We start from the raw sequence: 17,772 nt of genomic DNA on the forward strand, positions 1-17,772 counted from the left end.
TATTTGTCTATCACGGCCTTTTCAACTCCACCACAGCAGCCATCACAGATGCAATAGACAGGTTCGAAATCGCCACGATTTTTGTTCGTGCGGTTTAACTGGCAATAAAAACAGGCGAATCAGTAACCAGCACCAGATTCATCCGCCTGTTCTAAATGCAAGGTATTTCGATTCCTGGTAAAAATCATCCCAAATCAATGAAGGGTTTGGTGTTGGATAGGTCGGAAGCCAGAATGTCGCCAGATCCAGTACGCCACTACCCGTTCGGCTTGCCGTATGCACGACGCCCCTGAGTATACCCTCCGTCCAGCCAATAAACTGACTTTGCTCTCTTTGATTCCATAAAATAATATTTTTAGGCAGCTCCAACCAGCCGGTCGCCACATTGGCAACACCACTTAATATCTTCATACCGGCTTTACTGAAATATGTGTCTGCGGCACTTTCCTGCGCACTGGCAGCGGACGAAAACAGGAGCGATAGACACAACATCAATAAATACACGCATGTTCTCATCATGTTCAAATCCCTTTAAATATGTCGATACCGATATGAAATATAACCATCTTGCTGCATTTGCCCCAGCACTATCACCGGAAGGAGTAAAGCTACCGGCCCGGGCAAATCATATCGACTGAAAACAAGATAACAATCCGTCGCAATAGCCTGCGACCTAACAGCAATCTTAACGTAATATTGAAAACCGTATTGGATAATTAAAGTCCGACCAGGCGCAGTAAACAGCGTGTTTGGTAGCAGAGAGACAATTCTATAACTATCGCATCTTTTAAAGTCCCGGTATGAAGCAGCCTCGCTAAAGCCATGGTCGAAAGTAACACACTGCGATTAAAAAAAGCCATGGAATTTTATCCGCCGATAGATATCCACTTACAAGGAACCGCGACAGTCAGCCTATCATAGTCATTGTAACCATATTTCAAAAACTCCCTCATTTTATATATGCAAAACAGGAGAGTCTGGCGTATGTTTCATAAACATACGCCAGACCCTCTTTCGCCGAAAGACGAGAAATTCCAGCTATCTTCGATCGGGCCCTAAACAGTGTGCAGACCCAAAATCATAAATTTCTTGAGTCTCCAGGTATCGTTTTTACGATGCTAAATTCCAAGTAGTTTATTCAATTAATCTGAAAATCTATTGACAACGATCTGACCACCCGAAATGACAAGTTCTGGGTATTCCAGTTTCTTCAAGTCAAGCGCAAGATCGCCTCTGACAGCAATGATATCCGCTGGCGAACCTTGTTGTATAGTACCCACTTTCGGAAACAATTTCAGATGCTCACCAGCCAGAGAGGTAGCGGCGCGCAAAGCTTCGACTAATGACATACCAGTCAACTGCATCATATACAATAATTCCTGGGTGTTGATTCCCCAGGGGATCTCCGGATGAGCAATTTCAGCTCCATATAATATTTTTCCACCCAGTTCAGACCATAGCTTTGTGTTACGCTCAATTCCGGTACATTTAGACAATGTATCAATTGTGGCAACGATTTTCACATTCTGTGAAATTGCTTGTTTTAACAATGCGTCAGGAACTTCATCACATGGCATGTGAGCCCATTCGTCCACTCCTGCATTCAGCGCAATCTGCACACCTTTCTCTTCTGCAACATGAGCAGTTACGCTGCGATCATGACTGTGCGCCTCATTGACAATGGCTGTTACAATTTTTTCTGATAATAATGGCCACGCCTGTTTTGAATCGAAAGAATGATCACTGTCAGAATTTGAGTGTTGATGGCTCACTTGCTTATTATTATGCATATGCCCGTATTCTTGATGCTCGTGAGTGTGTTTTCCATGGTGATCGTGGGAGTGTTCTCCATGATCATGGTGCACAGACCACGGCGCACCTATTTCTCCTCCCGGTTCTAGTGCTACCTTTATAACAACTGCACCCGCGCCGATAAGTTCACGAACGACTCTCTCTGCCTCTTCTTCAGAGGAGACTGCTTTGGCAATATTGGAAGCACCAAGGTTAACAATTGGATAACCATCATGCGCTGTTAGAATGGGGCCGGAAGTCAATACGCGCAAACTTCCGTTACCCCCGTACGGTTGATGTACAGGCCCGCCCAAATCCCGAATTGTCGTTATTCCATGTTGAAGTACAATATCGGCAGGAACATTGCGATAGGACAAATGCGCGTGCAATTCGATCAATCCAGGAAGAACGGTAGCATCACCCAGATCAATAACCTTCGTCCCTTCATCTATCGACATTAAATCACGTCTATTAACTTGCGATACCTGTCCGTTTTTGATCAGTATTGATAAATTGTCTCTAAACTGAGACCCATCAAAAACCCGTGATGCGTGCAATAACAAGGGCTCCGGATGCATCTCAGCGGCAATCGCTGGATACGACATGACGCCCGATATCAACAGTGTCAAGACCCAATGAGCCTTCCTGAATAACTCAAAAAAATCGTTTTTTATCATTTGATTTCCATAGAAATAAGAAAATGACTGAATTAGTACTTCCTGCTCTACTGCCGGTTTTAAAGATCAGAAACACCTCGTCGAACGGAATCACACTCGATTAAATTAAAGATTGTCACACTTCATTTGGTTTAATTCTTTGAGCAAGTGCACATAACGCTGCCATTAAAAGAAAGCTGCCCCACGGTGTTTCTGCCAGTTCTTTTACGCCCGGTTTCGTTTTATAGCAGCATCCCCTGAATGCACCAGAGTCCTCTCTCAGACCCTTACCCTTAATCCCAATATCCTGAAAACCAGAAAAATACGGACTACAAACAATATCGGTGATTATTTTATGCGCAGCAACTACCCACTGATCTCCTTCCTGTATCTGATCAGCAAGCGACATCATGGCCAACGAAGCAATTACCGCAGAAGACGGATCACGAAGTTCATCTGGACCATCTAAATTATCTAACGGGAACGCATCGACACGGGAATCTCTCCAATATTCACAAGCTGCCTGGGAATATGATCTGTACGGCTCCCCCCATTTTTCAGTCGCCCGACATAAACCCAACATGGCCCAGGCTTGACCGCGAGACCAGGCACCTGCTGTGTCCCTGAATGTAAATTTTCTCCCGTTGTGAAAACCCAAAGCCTGAAATGCGCCTTGATTATGTGTATCGCAAAAGTTTTCCAGGATTGTGTCGACGTGATGCCGTAACATTGTCTGAACCTCATCTTCATCTGCGTGTATACCTAGCAGTTGAATAAGCGCTGCCAGACTATCGATCGAAACATATTGCTCTCCTTTTTCTCCCCCGCCCATATCCGTTCCCAGCGGGAAATATTTCAACACCGGGTTAAATGTTGCGACAATGGCAGTATTGGCATTTCTTACCTGCGTTAGCGCATCCATATCACCAAACCAGTTGTATCCTAACGCGGCCCCATACCAGAAAATAAAACTTCGGTTGATTGAATCAGCAGTTATTTTTGACGACAAGCGCCGACAGATCGCAATGGCTTTAATTTGATCAGATTTTGATTGAGTGATTCGCGCGCGCAGCCACCACCAACCACCCCAGAATCCACCGGTCCAGGAGCCTCCCCTTGAAGTCACCCAATGACCGTCAGCACCAGACGAATAAAGTGGAAATTGATTGCCGCACATGGATTCAATGCGGTTCATGCGGTTTATTAACAACTCAATCGCCAGTGTTATTTCCTCATGACTGAGAAAATGGCGATTCACACCGGAATCTTTATATGAACTATTTTCAGAACGAGAAGGTAAAGTCCGCCCAGAAAGAATTTGCATTGTGTTTTCCCTTGAAATTGTGTTGAATCACATTGCCACCAAAAGCACGACCGTAATACATTCTCATCGCTAACTGCTTATTGAAAATGTATCGGAAACTGATGTCGATCAACTGTCCAACATCACTGCTTCCCCCTGACAACTTACCTACATAGCCGAACGCGCCCGATTTTGTCGATGCACCCAGCCCCCGGTATAACAAATCGTTGTCATTGGCCAGTGTCAGATGATGCAAATTGATGCTCACCTGGCTTTTCTCAGTTGGAGTAACATTCAGCTCTATAAACGCATCCCGAATATTCATTTGATCAAAAAACGGAAATTTTGCAAAAATTCGACCGCTCGGAACCATGGAAAAAAAGGTCTTATGTGTATTGTCTTCAGCATTGCCATCACCCGAGCTTTGATAATAGATAGCGCGCAACCATGGTTTAAAAGGCAGGCGCGACCATTGATAACCAAGTTCTGCGGAAATCGCCCAGGCCTGATGATCCTGGTCGGTCCAGCGACCAAACTGGTAGGCACCCCAAAGCAGGCTATCAATACTGCCCGGTCCTACCTGCTGCAGAGAAAGCAAATGAGCACCTATCGTATGCAGGTCAACTTTTTCTTCATTTAGTCTTGGCCTGGTCTCCAAAGAACGATTATCAACAACTTGTGTATCACGATCATCATCATAATTTATATAAAACAATCGCCCCTCTACCCCTGGCACAACCGCATCTTTTTTAGCAGTAAGCGCGGTATATATCATATTAATATCTTCAATTTGTTTCTGCCCATCGGCGGAGAGCGCGCCTTGTGTTGGTCGCAAGCCACTTACAGTCCAATTGAATGCGGGTTGATCATAGGCAATTGAGAAACCGTCAAAACTTCGTCCCACGTAAATTGCATTAAAACCACCAATCAAACGCTGCCCGATTCGTCTTTGTTTTAATGCGTCAAATTTGGCAATCCCCGTTTTATATTCCAACCCATCGGCAAATGCGAAACGACCCAGTTTTATGGACGCTCCGTGGATACCCATCGAATCCAGTTTAATTTTGGCAAAACCTTGCTTTAAAAAAATGTCATGAACATTTGTCGATTCCTGGTTGATCAGGAAATAGCCTGCACCCAAACCTAAAGGACCACCGGGGACCGCGACCGAATCATTCGGAAGATCATAAAGGCCGATATATTGAGCCTGCCCATACACTTCCACCACAGGCGTGGTCAGCAATGCGCCCATTCGGGCACGCAATACCCACAAATCATAGGTATTATTATTGTTGACCGCCGGTTCCGGCCGAAAAAAGTCCCAGAGCTCATAACTACCCATAAGCTCGCCATCTATTCGAAGATGTTTGTTTAACTGTCCCAGGCTCTTTGTATCAGTTGTTGCTACTGCGTTACTCACAGACAAGAAAATACCAGTTACACAGATCAGAATCTGAAATTTTGAATTTCTTACTAAACAAGAAACGAAATCGATTTGAACATTAACAGTTAAAAAAATCATAAATATTGTTTTGTTACATTTCATTCCAGCAACGACCTAGCAGCGACCTGACTGTTTATCTCTATTGGCCATATCTTTTAAATTGGTGTATAAATTTTTTAATAGCAATCCTGATTCGAAATATTTCACTTTAATTTCTTTAATTTATTTTCATTCATGAAACGCATAATTTCTAAAGACGGCACGTCTATTGCATGCTGGCAAGAAGGCATAGGCGACCCGCTCTTGCTGGTACACGGCACCACCAGCGATCACCTTGCATGGTCACCTGTTACATTGCTGAAACAACAATTCAGCGTATGGACTATGGATCGTCGCGGACGCGGCCATAGTAAGGATTCCCCAAATTATTCTTTGGAACGGGAATGTGAAGATATCGCAGCAGTTATTGATGCCATCGGTACCAGCGTACACCTTGTTGGTCACTCTTTCGGCGGACTGTGCTCATTAGAAGCCACGCGTTTGACAAACAATCTTCAAAGCCTGATTCTTTATGAACCATCCATCTCACTGGCTGGCAGCGGGTGGTCATCAGCAGTCAAAACCAGTATGGAGAGACTGCATGATTCAGAAGATTGGGAGGAAGTCTTGCTTCATTTCTATCGCGATATACTCAAAACACCCCGCGCCGAACTCGTTGCGTTACAGACAGGGCCTGGCTGGAAAGCACGCGTAGCAACATCCCACACAGTTTTGCGTGAATTACGAAGTATCGATCATTATGTGTTTAACCCTCAACGATTCAATTCTCTCCAGATTCCGGTATTACTTCTACTAGGCGGTGATAGTTCATCTCGTCGATACGAAACTGCCAGTCTGCTTTCTCAAGGCCTGCCGAATAATCGGATAGGAATTCTGCATGGACAGCAGCATAGCGCGATGAGAACAGCGCCCGATTTGTTTGCTCATGAAATTATGAAATTTTTAAAGGAACAGCCATAGTTATCCGGACCATTCCAGATTCTATGTCGTCTTCTCTGTCAACCGGTCTGCGTGTTGCCGTCGGCTGAATGCCAATGCCAGCGCCAGAATACAAGCGCAAACAAATACACCTGACAACAATTTCCAGCCAAGCAGAAAACCGCTTGAATAATCAACCAGTAAAGCGTAAAGCGGCGGGCCCAGCGCAAAACCGCCAAAAAACGCAACGGAAATAAAACTGGAAGCAGCCGTTACCGGGCCAAAAGCTGAATCCCGGATCACCATACTCATTGCTATCGCATTTGTACCGACTGCGCTGAGTCCTACACACGCGGCCCCAAGCCACAGCAATTCATGACTGTTGATATCAGCGTACATAGTACACACGATGGCGCCGGCAGCTATTACTGCGAGCGCGCATAGCAACCAGGACTCATCTCTAAGTTTTGCGCCCACCGGGGTCAGCACGATTCGTGACAGCATTCCCATAACGCCAAATACAGCAATCAGGCTGTCCGCCTTAAACAGTGTCATGCCTTGTTGTATTGCAAATGTCGGCAGAAAAGTGACATAGGCTGATAGTGATATTCCAATGCAGAACTGAATACACATCAGCCAAAGGAGCAATGGATTCGGGAAAGTATATTCAAAACTCTTCTTCACGCCGAATTGTACTTTCGGCGTAACAAAGAGTGTTGATAATAAAAAAATAACCGCTACCGGGACTACTGCTCCAAAAGCTATGCGCCAGCCATACAGCAGGGCTATTCCCGGCAGCAATAAACCCGCAAATAGCGCCGCCAGTTGTACACCTGATTGTTTGATACCTACTATCTTTGCCCTTTTCTTTTGAGTAATTTGTTGTGCAATCAGTAAATTTGTAACCGGATTGGCCAGAGCTTGTGCAATTCCGCAAATCGCTACAGCAAATACCAGCCCGGTAAAATTCTGCGCAATGGCAATAAGCATAAACGCTACCGCGATCGTAAAGAAAATCACCAACAGCATGTTGCGTGCGCCAAAATATTCAACTATGACCCCTGACCATAGCGACAAAATAGCTGCAAGACCGAATGAACTCATTACCAGATAACCTAACATGGTGCTATCAAAGGTCAGGTCCTGACTCAGTAACGGTCCCAGCGTACTGATTGCATAAAGCACCAGCATGGGCAAAGCCATGGCAAAAATCAGAACGACAACGAACAGGTACCCTGTCAGGGTTGAATTTTGAATTTGCAAAATATTTTTTTCTTCAATCATTTTGTTTCTGGGTCAAATAATTGATACAAACACTGTTATCCAGGCATTGCATCAATCATGTTCTTTAGGCAACCAAAAGGTCATGATTCAGTATATAAGTATGAGAAACGATACGCGGTTAATTGAAGTGATATGCACTTTGTTGCTGATAAAAATCAATCAACTGACGTCCCACCGAACTGATCAGTGATTCATCTGTACCGTCAAGAATCCGAGTGGTCCGCGCAATGCGCATAATGTTTGAAAGCGGTGTCAGCTCACTGACACCTTCCGCCCCAAAAACCTGCACAGCGGAATCAGATGCAATGCAAAGTGCCTGGGATGCCGCCATTTTGGCGGTATTGATTTCGATATTACTGGAACACTGTGTATCTACACCCCGGGCTGCTACTCTAATCATCTCCCGAGCGCTTGCAATTGCGTGATAAGCCTTTGCCATGTGCTGACGAACGAGCTGTTTTTCCTGAAGCCTTGCGGTCAAACCGCGCCGCGAATGAATTCTGGCACCCATCATATCCAGACATCTTTGTGCCAGGCCTACCCAATGCATGGAGCGTAGCAGCCTGCCTACCCCCAGTCGTTGATTCATCATGTTAATACCGTCACCGCAAATGCCCAGCAAATTCGATTCTGGCACTTTCACCTCGTTGAACGATATTTCGCTCTGCTTTAACGTACTTTCCATGACAGTTATCTGACGTTCTATCCGAAAGCCCTTGGATTCCACAGGAACGATGATCATTGAAAGAGTTTTTCTAATATCAACCTCGTCATCAGTTGTGCGCACCAAAACAGTAGCAAATGTTGCATCGCTGGCATTCGAAACAAACCATTTTCTGCCGTTTATGTACCAGTTGCCGCCTGATAAACGGGCTTTTGCATTGATCAACCCTGGAATCGAACCGCTGTGATCGGGCTCGGTCATTGCATAACAAGGCAGTGCATTTCCAGTGGCCATTGGACGCAAAAATTTTGTGTGAATTGTTTTATTACCAAATCTTTGCAGCATTCGTGCGTCTAAAGCAGTATGACTGCCAAAAATTTCATGGGAAAACACAGTACGCCCCTCTTGCTCCGCTACTATCAGATAACTTTCCAGCGAATCTATTTTCCCACCGTACTCAAGGGGATAAAATAATCCCCACAATCCCGCTGAACGCGCCTCATTAGTGAGTTTGGTAAGTAATTCAGATGAATGACGCCCTTTGCTCGACAACCGCTGCTCATTCGGAATAATCATGTCATCCACAAAATTTCTGACCTCATTTGAAAGTGATTTGGCCAATGTGGCGGGTTCTTTCTTTTCTATTTCACTAAGCACGTTTACAGTCCCCGAATAAATGTGATTTAGTTAATCATGGAAAATACTGCTTCGTCAGACAATTGTTTCTTGTCGACTTTCCCTGCAGGATTGAGCGGTAACTGACGGAAATATCGAAGATATTCTGGAAGCTTGTTGGTTTCCAGTCCTTTTTCCAGCAGGTATTTGGTAAATTGCGATAGTGATGGGCGGGCAGCGCCATCTTGCGATACCACGCAAAGACAGATTCTGTGCCCTAAGTCCGGGTCAGCAACAGGAACGCAAACAGCACTGACGACTGCCGGGTGAGATATGGCAATATTCTCGATCTGCGCAGGACTGATGTTGACACCGCCCCGGATGATGATTTCCTTTTTGCGGCCCGACAGCACCAGATAACCATCATTGTCTATATATCCCAGGTCTCCGGTGTATACCCACCCATCATCATCCCTGTACAATGCATCCAGCTCAGGTGAGTTAACATACTGCATTGGGCTGATTGGGCCTCTGGCTGCAATTTCACCTATTTCACCTTGGGATAGTTCCTGTTTCTGGTCATCAACAATTTTGATGGCACAAATCCCGGGATTTGGTCGACCTGCTTTATGTAATATTGCATCCAGATCGTCATCAAGTGTCGTATGGCAGTTCACGCCATCAGCAGATCCATATAGACTGATAAAACCGCACCGGAACGCTTCGGTACAACGGCGGATTGATACTTCATCAATTTTTGCGCCGCCACTGATAATAGCCATTAAGCTGGATGTATCCGCTGCTGATAATTCAGGGTCCGCAGCGATCCTCTGAAACATCGTTGGCACGCCGAAAATATAATTCGGCCTAAGGTGTGCAATTGCATTAATTGCCGCAGTTACTTCAAACTGGCGCATTAATAGTACGGTGCCACCTAGCCAGGATAAAATACCAAATGTGGCAGTTGACCCAAAAGCAGTTCCCAACGGCATCAGGTACAGGCCCCGAAATGTTTCATTCGCTGGATGAATACGCTGCAAAAAACGGCCCCTTCCACCAATGATTGCATTATGGGAATACGCTACCCACTTGGGGTCTGATTCAGTACCTGACGATACAAGAAAACGAACGGGAGAATCGGGGCAGACAATTGGGAATTGATCACTTTCAAGAGGCTCTGAGTTGAAAAAGTCATCCAGTGCGTGCCAGTTTTCCGTTGCTGCACCATTGACAACGAGTATGCGCAGTGACAGCAATGTCGGACGTATTGATTCAATGAGTTCGCAAAGATCAACACCCGCATGTTCCGGTTCTACAATAATCACGCGCGCATCACACTTCCTGAGAAGAGATTGAACATCAAGCATTCCGCGACCGGGTGGAAAAGGCGCCACAATGGCCCCTAGCGACGCCGCAGCCAGATCTATAGCGCAACTCCGCCAGTTATTATGAAGCTGATAGGCAACTACATCTCCGGTCACAACGCCATGCTCTTTGAATGCAGCAGCAAGCCGCTGCACTTTGTCCAGCAACTGAACATACGTAATGGTCTCATGCAAAGTCACAACTGCCGGCTTACCGGGAGTTTGCAATGCACGATCCACAAACAGCTCATAGACTGATTTATTTGGATAAATACCGCTTTTTATCCATTGTTGACGAACCTCAGTAGGTATCAGATCAATAATTCCTGCATGATTCATTTAAAACTCCAGGGAGACATCACTTTGGTATAACAATCCGGGCTCAATTGCTGCTGCAGGTGGGCCTGATTTCGTATTGTTGCCAGATCTTCAATAACCTGTGCGACAGGTACACCTGCGCGCTCAAGGATCAGAAGCCATTCTTCGGCCGTCTTGGTGAGTAGCAAAAGTTGCAAAAACTGATGAAAATCGATTTCATTCAGGTCATTCGCTATCTCCAATACATTACGCAGCCGGCTTACTGTGTTAAGGTCAGGACACTCAATTGCGAGTTTTCCTTGCTTTGTATCAAAAACACCATTGATTATGCTTTTTGATTTTATGCGGCTATTCAGCATGTTTTTATCTGGGAAATCATCTATACATAACAGTGTTGCTGCGCTTAACAGCGATGAAGTCACTTTTACACTGGCATTATCCAGATGCCGCTTGAGTAATGCCGCGGTAATCCCTTGAGCGGCAATAACCCCTCCCAAAACATCAAGGACTGTAAAAAGAGAACCGCCTCGAGTACCGGAAGCTTGAGAGATTTTTCTGGCAACTCCAGAGTAGGCTTGCGTCATGAAATCAGTCCCTGGCAATGTATTTGTTGCTGATTCAGCGCTTCCATTTGTAGACCAGCCCGCTGCATAGGCATAAATGAGCGCGGGATTCAAGTCAACAAAATCACTGTAATCCAGACCGAGCTGCGCCGCCTTATCAGGCGCCCAATTGTGTAGAAAAACATCTGCAGATTGAACCAGTTCCTTGATTTCTGCGCGCCCTGCTGCTGACTTTATATTTATTTCCCTGATTGTTTTAAGTCGATTGAGCGCATCGAAACGGGCAGAGCAGCCATCGGCCATGGGTGGCATCCCACGTAGCGGGTCTCCTCCCGGCGGTTCAATCCGAATGACGTCAGCACCTAGAAGCGTCAGTAAGTGACCGGCAAGCGGGCCCTGAATCCGTCGACAGGATTCAATCACCGTTAGACCGCTTAACGGAAGCTGATTTTCAGCTTTCTTTATATCCGTTCTGGCTCTGACATTAGGGTTGAACTCAAATGACCATGGTCCTTGCAGCCAGTCGTGCATAAAATGCTCATCCTGTTGTCTTTCTTCAACAGAACGTAACTGGCAGATGGACATTCCGGTGCGCGCGCACACTTCTGAAATGTGCTGAAAAGTATAATTAGAAAGCGCATCGACCAATTCAACGGGTAGTGGAGAGATCGCCCTTGCATAGCGCAACAAAAATGCACTCCATCCTTTGCCTGACAGGGCCGAATTAATGCCAAACTGCGCCCAGAATTTTTGCCAGGGCTCGACATCAAGAGTTTCGAGTTCAAAACAAACGCCGTCCGACGACATGAAGGGAGGCGCTGTTTGACGAGAAGCTTTTTCAAACATAACAGAATCTGGCATTTCAGCCGCGGTTGCATCTGCTAAATATTGCGATACGCTCAACAGTGCAGCGGATGAGACAGAAAGATTGCTGCCTGACACAGGCATTCCGCGCAATCGACCCAGTGCTGCTGCAAAACAACCCTGTAGCGCAAGCGCCCCCGTCAATGTAGACACATATTGCAATCCAAGCGGACGCGGTTCACCACTTACTCTTCCATGTACCGACATAATTCCACAAGCAGCCTGAATAATGTTCTCGGTAATGCAAGTCGATTTCGATGCATCACTCCATCTTGCTATATCACAGCTCACTAACGAGGTTCGTGATGTCTCAAATTTAAATGACAACGACAAATCGTTCGAATACTCGTCAGTTGAAATGACGTTTAAACCCAGCATGCTCGCCTGATAGCGAAGAGATGCTGCAATTGACGCAAAATCATTTGCCACATTATTAAATGGGCCCGCAAGAGTGCAACCGGTTAACGGTCGATTCATTTCCATTTTTTTAGCGAGGTGAAATTATGATCAACTTATCCTCCGGCTACCGCAGGCAATATTGTCAGGGCATCTCCATCTTTTAAATTTGTTTGAAGGCCGTCACAAAAACGAATATCGCTGTCATTCACATAAATGTTAATGAAACGATGCGGCTGATCTTCTGCAATCAACTTTTCCTTAATACCCGGATACTGCTGATCCATTTGATTGATCGCTTCCAGTACATTTACACCAACCACTTCAACCAGTTTTTGATTATTTGTTATAGACCTCAGGATGGTAGGAATTGAAACTTTGACAGACATTTGTTCTCCTTCATAAAATATTACGAGTTGCTGTTAACCAAATACAGCAAACGATTAATTGATACGACTTCCCGGCATAAAGCTAGCGAAAGATTCACAAAGTGAGGAAGCAAAAACCGATCAGGCCACTTTTAGCTGCTTCAGATCCGGTTCATAGGTTTTTACAATTTTGATCCTCTCTTCTATGACTATGTCATCAACAATCCGAAAACTACGAACACTCTCTCCTGATAATAATGCTGTTGAAATAATCACATAGTGTGCTCCTGGTTCCGCTGCATACTCGATATCCGTGCGGCTGGGATATGCCTGCGTACTGGTGTGTGAATGATAGATAACAATCGGTTCCTCACCACGCAATTCCATTTCTTTCCAGACTTGCAACTGTTGTTGTGGATCAAATTGAAAAAAATCCTCGGAATGCGCCGCATTTTCCATGGGTATTAAACGTTGTGGCAGATTAGAACCAAGCGCGCCGGCTATGACGCCACATGACTCGATAGGATGATCTTTATTTGCCTGAGCAAGCATTGCTTCAACAAGTTTCGTATGGATGGTCAACATCTACAGGTCTCCTGAAGATAAATTTATTGATACAAATCGAACCGTTAGTAACTTGGCAGTGACTGATCTACATCATTGATCCAGGACAGAATCCCGCCATCAAGGCTTTTAGCATTTGTAAATCCATGCTTTTGCATTTCGATCACTACATCTCTGGATCGCGCGCCCATTTTGCAATGTACAACGATAAAATCTCTTTTATTCATTCCGGACAGGACATCTTCCGTCATCATTTCACTCTTAGGAATGTGAGTGGCCCCGTCAATTCGCACAATATTCCACTCCTCGATACCGCGAACATCTATTAGCCTGATCTTCTCGCCTTTATCACGCATCTCCTTTAACTCCCGGGCACTGATTATCGGAATTTCTTTCTGGTGTTCTTCTGACTGTTGTCTGCCACCACAAAATTCTTGATAATCGATCAATTGTGTAATAGATGTACGAACGGGTGCTTTCCTGATTGGTATAAATCTATAGCTCATATCCAATGCATCATAGACCGCCAGGCGGCCCAACAATGACTGACCGATTCCGGTGATTAACTTGATAGCTTCTGTAGCCATCATTGACCCAATCGACGCGCACAAAATACCAAGCACGCCGCCTTCGGCACATGAAGGCGCCATTTCAGGTGGAGGCGGCTCTGGGTATAAATCGCGGTAATTTAGCCCTGCATCACCCGGCGCATTTTCCCAAAAAACTGAAACCTGACCTTCAAAGCGAAAAATAGATCCCCACACATATGGCTTTTTCGACAGCACGCAAACATCATTCACCAGATAACGCGTAGCAAAATTATCTGTACCATCCACGATCAGGTCATAATCAGAAATAATCCCGCGGGCGTTAGCCGCTTCGAGGCGTTCTTCATGCAGTTCCACCTGAACATGTGGATTAATTTCTTTAATTGTGTCCCGGGCACTCACCGATTTGCGTTTACCGATATTGGATTGTTTATGGATAATCTGCCTCTGCAAGTTGGATTCATCCACAACATCAAAATCAACAATACCGAGTTTTCCAACACCCGCTGCGGCAAGGTAAAGCAGCACTGGCGACCCCAGCCCACCCGCACCAATAACCAATACCCTGCTGTTTTTTAATCGTTTCTGCCCTTCCAACCCAACTTCCGGGATAAGCAAATGTCGGCTATAGCGTAAAACCTCACTTTTACTCAATTCAGCTCCAGGTGCTACTAAAGGCGGTAGTTGCATAATTTCTCCAATCAATATCTGGTTTGTCGTTCAATTTTCATTAACAAATCGTTGAAAAACCGTCTGCTGTGCGCAAATCAAATTCTATTTATTAATAAAAATAACAATCATTATGATTTCTATTAAAAATATTAGTACTTAATAACACTTTAATTAACAATTTTTATATCCTGAACAACGTTCAAATTCTCTTTAAAGAAAGCACATGCACAAATCCAGTTTTCCTCGCATATCAAATTTTCATACGCGGATCCGCGAATTTGTTTCTTAGTGATATTGCGTCATCAGCCATTACTCATCACAACTTCAGAAAAGTCAATTTGTACTTCATGCCGAGGACTGCGGTAAATTTAAAGCAGATTATAAAATTTTGGAATGTGACAAATTGTCGCGCGACAATTTGTCGCATGCGTGATTGGAATTGCAAGGACTTCATAATTGCTACAGGCAGATCTGCGGCAAGGCAGACATTGTATAATTACAACTGCTGTGGCAACAGCACATTCGATGGCTGAAAAACACTCTGCCGAGAAAAACACGCAAACAAACGCTGTCTTAATAGGGACTGTATTTTAAACTGTGCAACTGCCTGGTTAACATATCCCATCATGCGATCCGCTATTTTGATCATAAAAAGTTCAAAACTGATGCTCAATTTTTTTCTGCATCGCCCGGCTCTAAATGCTACCTGGATTGTTTAGGAGATAATTCTCAAGGCAAACTAATTGGCTGAAAAAATTTGAATTTTCTAGATTACTTTTCGCATATCTTCTTGATATCCGAAGAGTGTAGAAATATTGTCCCGATGTGCGCTCTACGACCGGTTGAACTGCAGTTACTAATGCCTGTACAAAGATTTGACTTCCGCTTCTGCTTTCAGATTCATCTCAAAATGATCACGAATCACGCTTCAAGTATCGTGGCGCCATAATAATTACTCGCCTAACGATATCATTTAATATAGTGGATTAATTGGCGCCCTGAGCACGAATCGAACGTGCGACCTACCCCTTAGGAGGGGGTTGCTCTATCCACTGAGCTACCAGGGCGTAGTTTCAAGACCGTTATTTTACGCTACTCTGTCATATTATCATAAGCCGCTTATACACTCACAATCCCGTTACCACCTAGCGACCAAACCCTAACCGACTGTTTATAAATATACTTTATTAAAAATAATTACAACACATTATGTATATCTATCACTACATTATTTTTGGTTAGCGACCATGGACTGCAACCACAACTTGAGATCATGCGCGTTACTCAGTATAGTTGCCGGATTTATTTTGAATTTCATAGAAAAAGAAACACATAAATTATGACAACAACACGACACTGTCCATTGTTAATTCTCGGCTCCGGCCCTGCCGGTTATACAGCGGCTGTCTATGCAGCGCGCGCTAATCTGCACCCTGTCATCATCACCGGACTGGAACAGGGAGGCCAGTTGATGACAACTACAGATGTTGATAACTGGCCAGCCGACGCCATGGGGGTACAAGGCCCTGAACTCATGGAACGTTTCCAGAAACACGCCGAACGATTTAATACCGAAATCATTTTCGATCATATTCATACTGCCAGACTGACGGATAAACCGCTGACACTGGTTGGTGATCAGGGCACATACACCTGTGATGCATTGATAATCGCCACTGGAGCGACCGCGAAATATCTTGGCATTCCTTCCGAAGAGGCATTCATGGGACGCGGCGTATCGGCCTGCGCCACCTGTGACGGTTTTTTTTACAAGGGGCAGGATGTTGCTGTGATCGGCGGCGGTAACACTGCTGTTGAGGAAGCGCTCTATTTATCCAACATTGCCAAATCTGTCACTGTCGTACACCGCCGGGAACAATTCCGCTCTGAAAAGATTCTGATAGACAGAATGATGGAAAAAGTCAGTAATGGGAACATCCGCCTTGAACTCAACTACGTACTGGATGAAGTGGTAGGGGACGATAGCGGTGTGACAGGCATGCGCATCAAAAGCACACAGGACAACAGCTTAAAGACCATTGATTTGCATGGCATTTTTATTGCAATCGGACACAAACCCAATACAGATATTTTTGTCGACCAGCTTAAAATGGAAAATGGCTACATTCTGACCCAGGGCGGCAATCAGGGTAATGCGACCGCCACCAGCATTCCAGGTGTATTTGCAGCCGGAGATGTGCAGGATCATATTTACCGGCAGGCAGTAACGAGTGCAGGCAGCGGTTGTATGGCCGCATTGGATGCTGAAAAATATTTTGATCAATTGACCTGAAATTTGCGATAAACAACGCGATGTCCAAGAAAAAAGAAGCGGCCAATGCAATGAATGACGACATAACAGAGTTCTATGAAGCAATGAAACATGTCGTACCGCTGACCGCTTCTGACAGAACTATATTGGAATCAGAGAAACCGGCTCCCCATCCCCGAAAAAAAAATCCTTTTACGCTATACGACCCGGTATTTGAAACTGCTGACGCAAATGACGCCAATCTTCCAAAGATAAGCGCCGACGATGAATGGTCTTATTCAGGACCGGGTGTTTCGCACCAGACATTACGCCGGCTGAAACGCGGTTACTGGCGCATTCGTGACAGTATCGACCTGCACGGGCTCACTCAAGACATCGCAAGACGACACATGACAGATTTTCTGAATACCGCGTTGCAAAAGCGTCTTCGCTGCGTAAAAGTCATCCATGGTAAAGGCCTCAGCTCGCAAGACGGCATTCCCGTTTTAAAATACAGCGTCGGCAGCTGGCTGGCACAGCATCCAGCTGTCCTGGCGTTTTGTCAGGCCAGTCCGGAAAATGGCGGCGGCGGTGCAGTTATGATTTTACTCAAAAGCAAAGAGCATAAACAATAAACACGCCAGAGTACCGCTATAACGATGGATTTGACTCGTGCGGATATAATTTCTCATATTTTCGCTGACACGCTATACAGCGCTGAGCGGAAGGATTGGCAATAAGCCGCTCAAAGCCGATTTCTTCACCGCAATCAACACAGTCACCAAATTCCAGCTCCATCAGATATTTCTCTGACATTTCAAGCTCCCGCATTTCGTTAATCTGCTTGTCAACCAGTGCAGTATCTACGTCAGCCAGGATATTATTGATATCATCCGCCTGCCTGATATCAAATTCTTCGCCGCTTTGCACGAGCTCATTGCGAATTTCTTTCTGCAATTCGAGGTAGCGTTTATGTAACGCGGATTTGATTTGAGCCAGTTGTTCTTCTGTAAAATTTGCCATAATATTCTCTCCTGCCCGGGATATAACGTCCTATTTAATCAGCGCAATCAGCGATTGCTGATCACAATCAACGTAACGCATTATCCTATATGCTCAGCGAACACAA

Annotated in this window: 15 protein-coding genes and 1 tRNA gene; 3 read left to right on the plus strand and 13 right to left on the minus strand. The window is 45.1% G+C overall.

Annotated elements, in window-relative coordinates:
• Positions 1-138: 138 nt before the first annotated feature.
• The 4 genes from BMX44_RS00580 to BMX44_RS00595 all read right to left on the minus strand — a co-directional run bounded on the left by BMX44_RS00580 (position 139) and on the right by BMX44_RS00595 (position 5,170).
• The gene (locus tag BMX44_RS00580; RefSeq protein WP_245738769.1) at positions 139-519 is read right to left on the minus strand and encodes an exosortase system-associated protein, TIGR04073 family; all 381 of its coding nucleotides are present in this window, start codon (positions 517-519) and stop codon (positions 139-141) included.
• A gap of 623 nt (positions 520-1,142) precedes the next feature.
• Positions 1,143-2,468 carry an amidohydrolase family protein gene (locus BMX44_RS00585; protein ID WP_090626984.1) on the minus strand — a complete coding sequence of 442 codons (1,326 nt, stop codon included), beginning with the start codon at positions 2,466-2,468 and terminating at the stop codon, positions 1,143-1,145.
• Between the two features lie 115 nt (positions 2,469-2,583).
• Positions 2,584-3,771, minus strand: coding sequence for a glucuronyl hydrolase (locus BMX44_RS00590; protein ID WP_245738770.1), 1,188 nt, complete (start codon positions 3,769-3,771; stop codon positions 2,584-2,586).
• Positions 3,731-5,170, minus strand: coding sequence for an alginate export family protein (locus BMX44_RS00595; protein ID WP_245738771.1), 1,440 nt, complete (start codon positions 5,168-5,170; stop codon positions 3,731-3,733). The genes BMX44_RS00590 and BMX44_RS00595 overlap by 41 nt, the downstream gene beginning before the upstream one ends.
• 258 nt (positions 5,171-5,428) lie before the next feature.
• Between BMX44_RS00595 and BMX44_RS00600 the strand changes: the two genes are divergently transcribed.
• A complete protein-coding gene (locus tag BMX44_RS00600) occupies positions 5,429-6,214 on the plus strand; it encodes an alpha/beta fold hydrolase (protein ID WP_090626988.1) in 786 nt (261 codons plus the stop codon).
• A gap of 21 nt (positions 6,215-6,235) precedes the next feature.
• Here the strand turns inward: BMX44_RS00600 and BMX44_RS00605 are convergent, their stop codons facing one another.
• The 8 genes from BMX44_RS00605 to BMX44_RS00640 form a co-directional block, all read right to left on the minus strand.
• Positions 6,236-7,456, minus strand: a complete 1,221-nt coding sequence (locus BMX44_RS00605; RefSeq protein WP_090626989.1) for an MFS transporter — start codon at positions 7,454-7,456, stop codon at positions 6,236-6,238.
• A gap of 118 nt (positions 7,457-7,574) precedes the next feature.
• Positions 7,575-8,777: an acyl-CoA dehydrogenase family protein gene (locus BMX44_RS00610; RefSeq protein ID WP_245738772.1), complete on the minus strand. Its 1,203-nt coding sequence runs from the start codon at positions 8,775-8,777 to the stop codon at positions 7,575-7,577.
• Positions 8,778-8,803: 26 nt separating this feature from the next.
• A complete protein-coding gene (locus BMX44_RS00615; RefSeq protein ID WP_090626991.1) occupies positions 8,804-10,438 on the minus strand; it encodes a class I adenylate-forming enzyme family protein in 1,635 nt (544 codons plus the stop codon).
• On the minus strand, positions 10,435-12,321 hold the full coding sequence (locus BMX44_RS00620) for a CoA transferase (protein ID WP_090627242.1): 1,887 nt from the start codon (positions 12,319-12,321) through the stop codon (positions 10,435-10,437). The genes BMX44_RS00615 and BMX44_RS00620 overlap by 4 nt, the downstream gene beginning before the upstream one ends.
• Positions 12,322-12,356: 35 nt before the next feature.
• A complete protein-coding gene (locus tag BMX44_RS00625) occupies positions 12,357-12,629 on the minus strand; it encodes a MoaD family protein (RefSeq protein WP_090626993.1) in 273 nt (90 codons plus the stop codon).
• A 120-nt stretch (positions 12,630-12,749) separates the two neighbouring features.
• Positions 12,750-13,193, minus strand: coding sequence for a M67 family metallopeptidase (locus tag BMX44_RS00630; RefSeq protein ID WP_090626995.1), 444 nt, complete (start codon positions 13,191-13,193; stop codon positions 12,750-12,752).
• 44 nt (positions 13,194-13,237) lie between these two features.
• Positions 13,238-14,410 carry a molybdopterin-synthase adenylyltransferase MoeB gene (gene moeB, locus BMX44_RS00635; RefSeq protein WP_090626996.1) on the minus strand — a complete coding sequence of 391 codons (1,173 nt, stop codon included), beginning with the start codon at positions 14,408-14,410 and terminating at the stop codon, positions 13,238-13,240.
• A 973-nt stretch (positions 14,411-15,383) separates the two neighbouring features.
• A tRNA-Arg gene (locus BMX44_RS00640) sits at positions 15,384-15,459 on the minus strand.
• Between the two features lie 272 nt (positions 15,460-15,731).
• Between BMX44_RS00640 and trxB the strand changes: the two genes are divergently transcribed.
• Entirely contained in the window at positions 15,732-16,685 is a 954-nt protein-coding gene (gene trxB / locus BMX44_RS00645) for a thioredoxin-disulfide reductase (RefSeq protein ID WP_090626998.1), read from the plus strand.
• 20 nt (positions 16,686-16,705) lie between these two features.
• On the plus strand, positions 16,706-17,278 hold the full coding sequence (locus BMX44_RS00650) for a Smr/MutS family protein (protein WP_090626999.1): 573 nt from the start codon (positions 16,706-16,708) through the stop codon (positions 17,276-17,278).
• Positions 17,279-17,294: 16 nt separating this feature from the next.
• Here the strand turns inward: BMX44_RS00650 and BMX44_RS00655 are convergent, their stop codons facing one another.
• Positions 17,295-17,666 (minus strand): TraR/DksA family transcriptional regulator, encoded by a 372-nt coding sequence (locus BMX44_RS00655; protein WP_090627001.1) that lies wholly within the window; start codon positions 17,664-17,666, stop codon positions 17,295-17,297.
• Positions 17,667-17,772: the final 106 nt, after the last annotated feature.

It is taken from the genome of Nitrosomonas marina (assembly GCF_900110145.1).
GTDB classification, from domain to species: Bacteria; Pseudomonadota; Gammaproteobacteria; order Burkholderiales; family Nitrosomonadaceae; genus Nitrosomonas; species Nitrosomonas marina.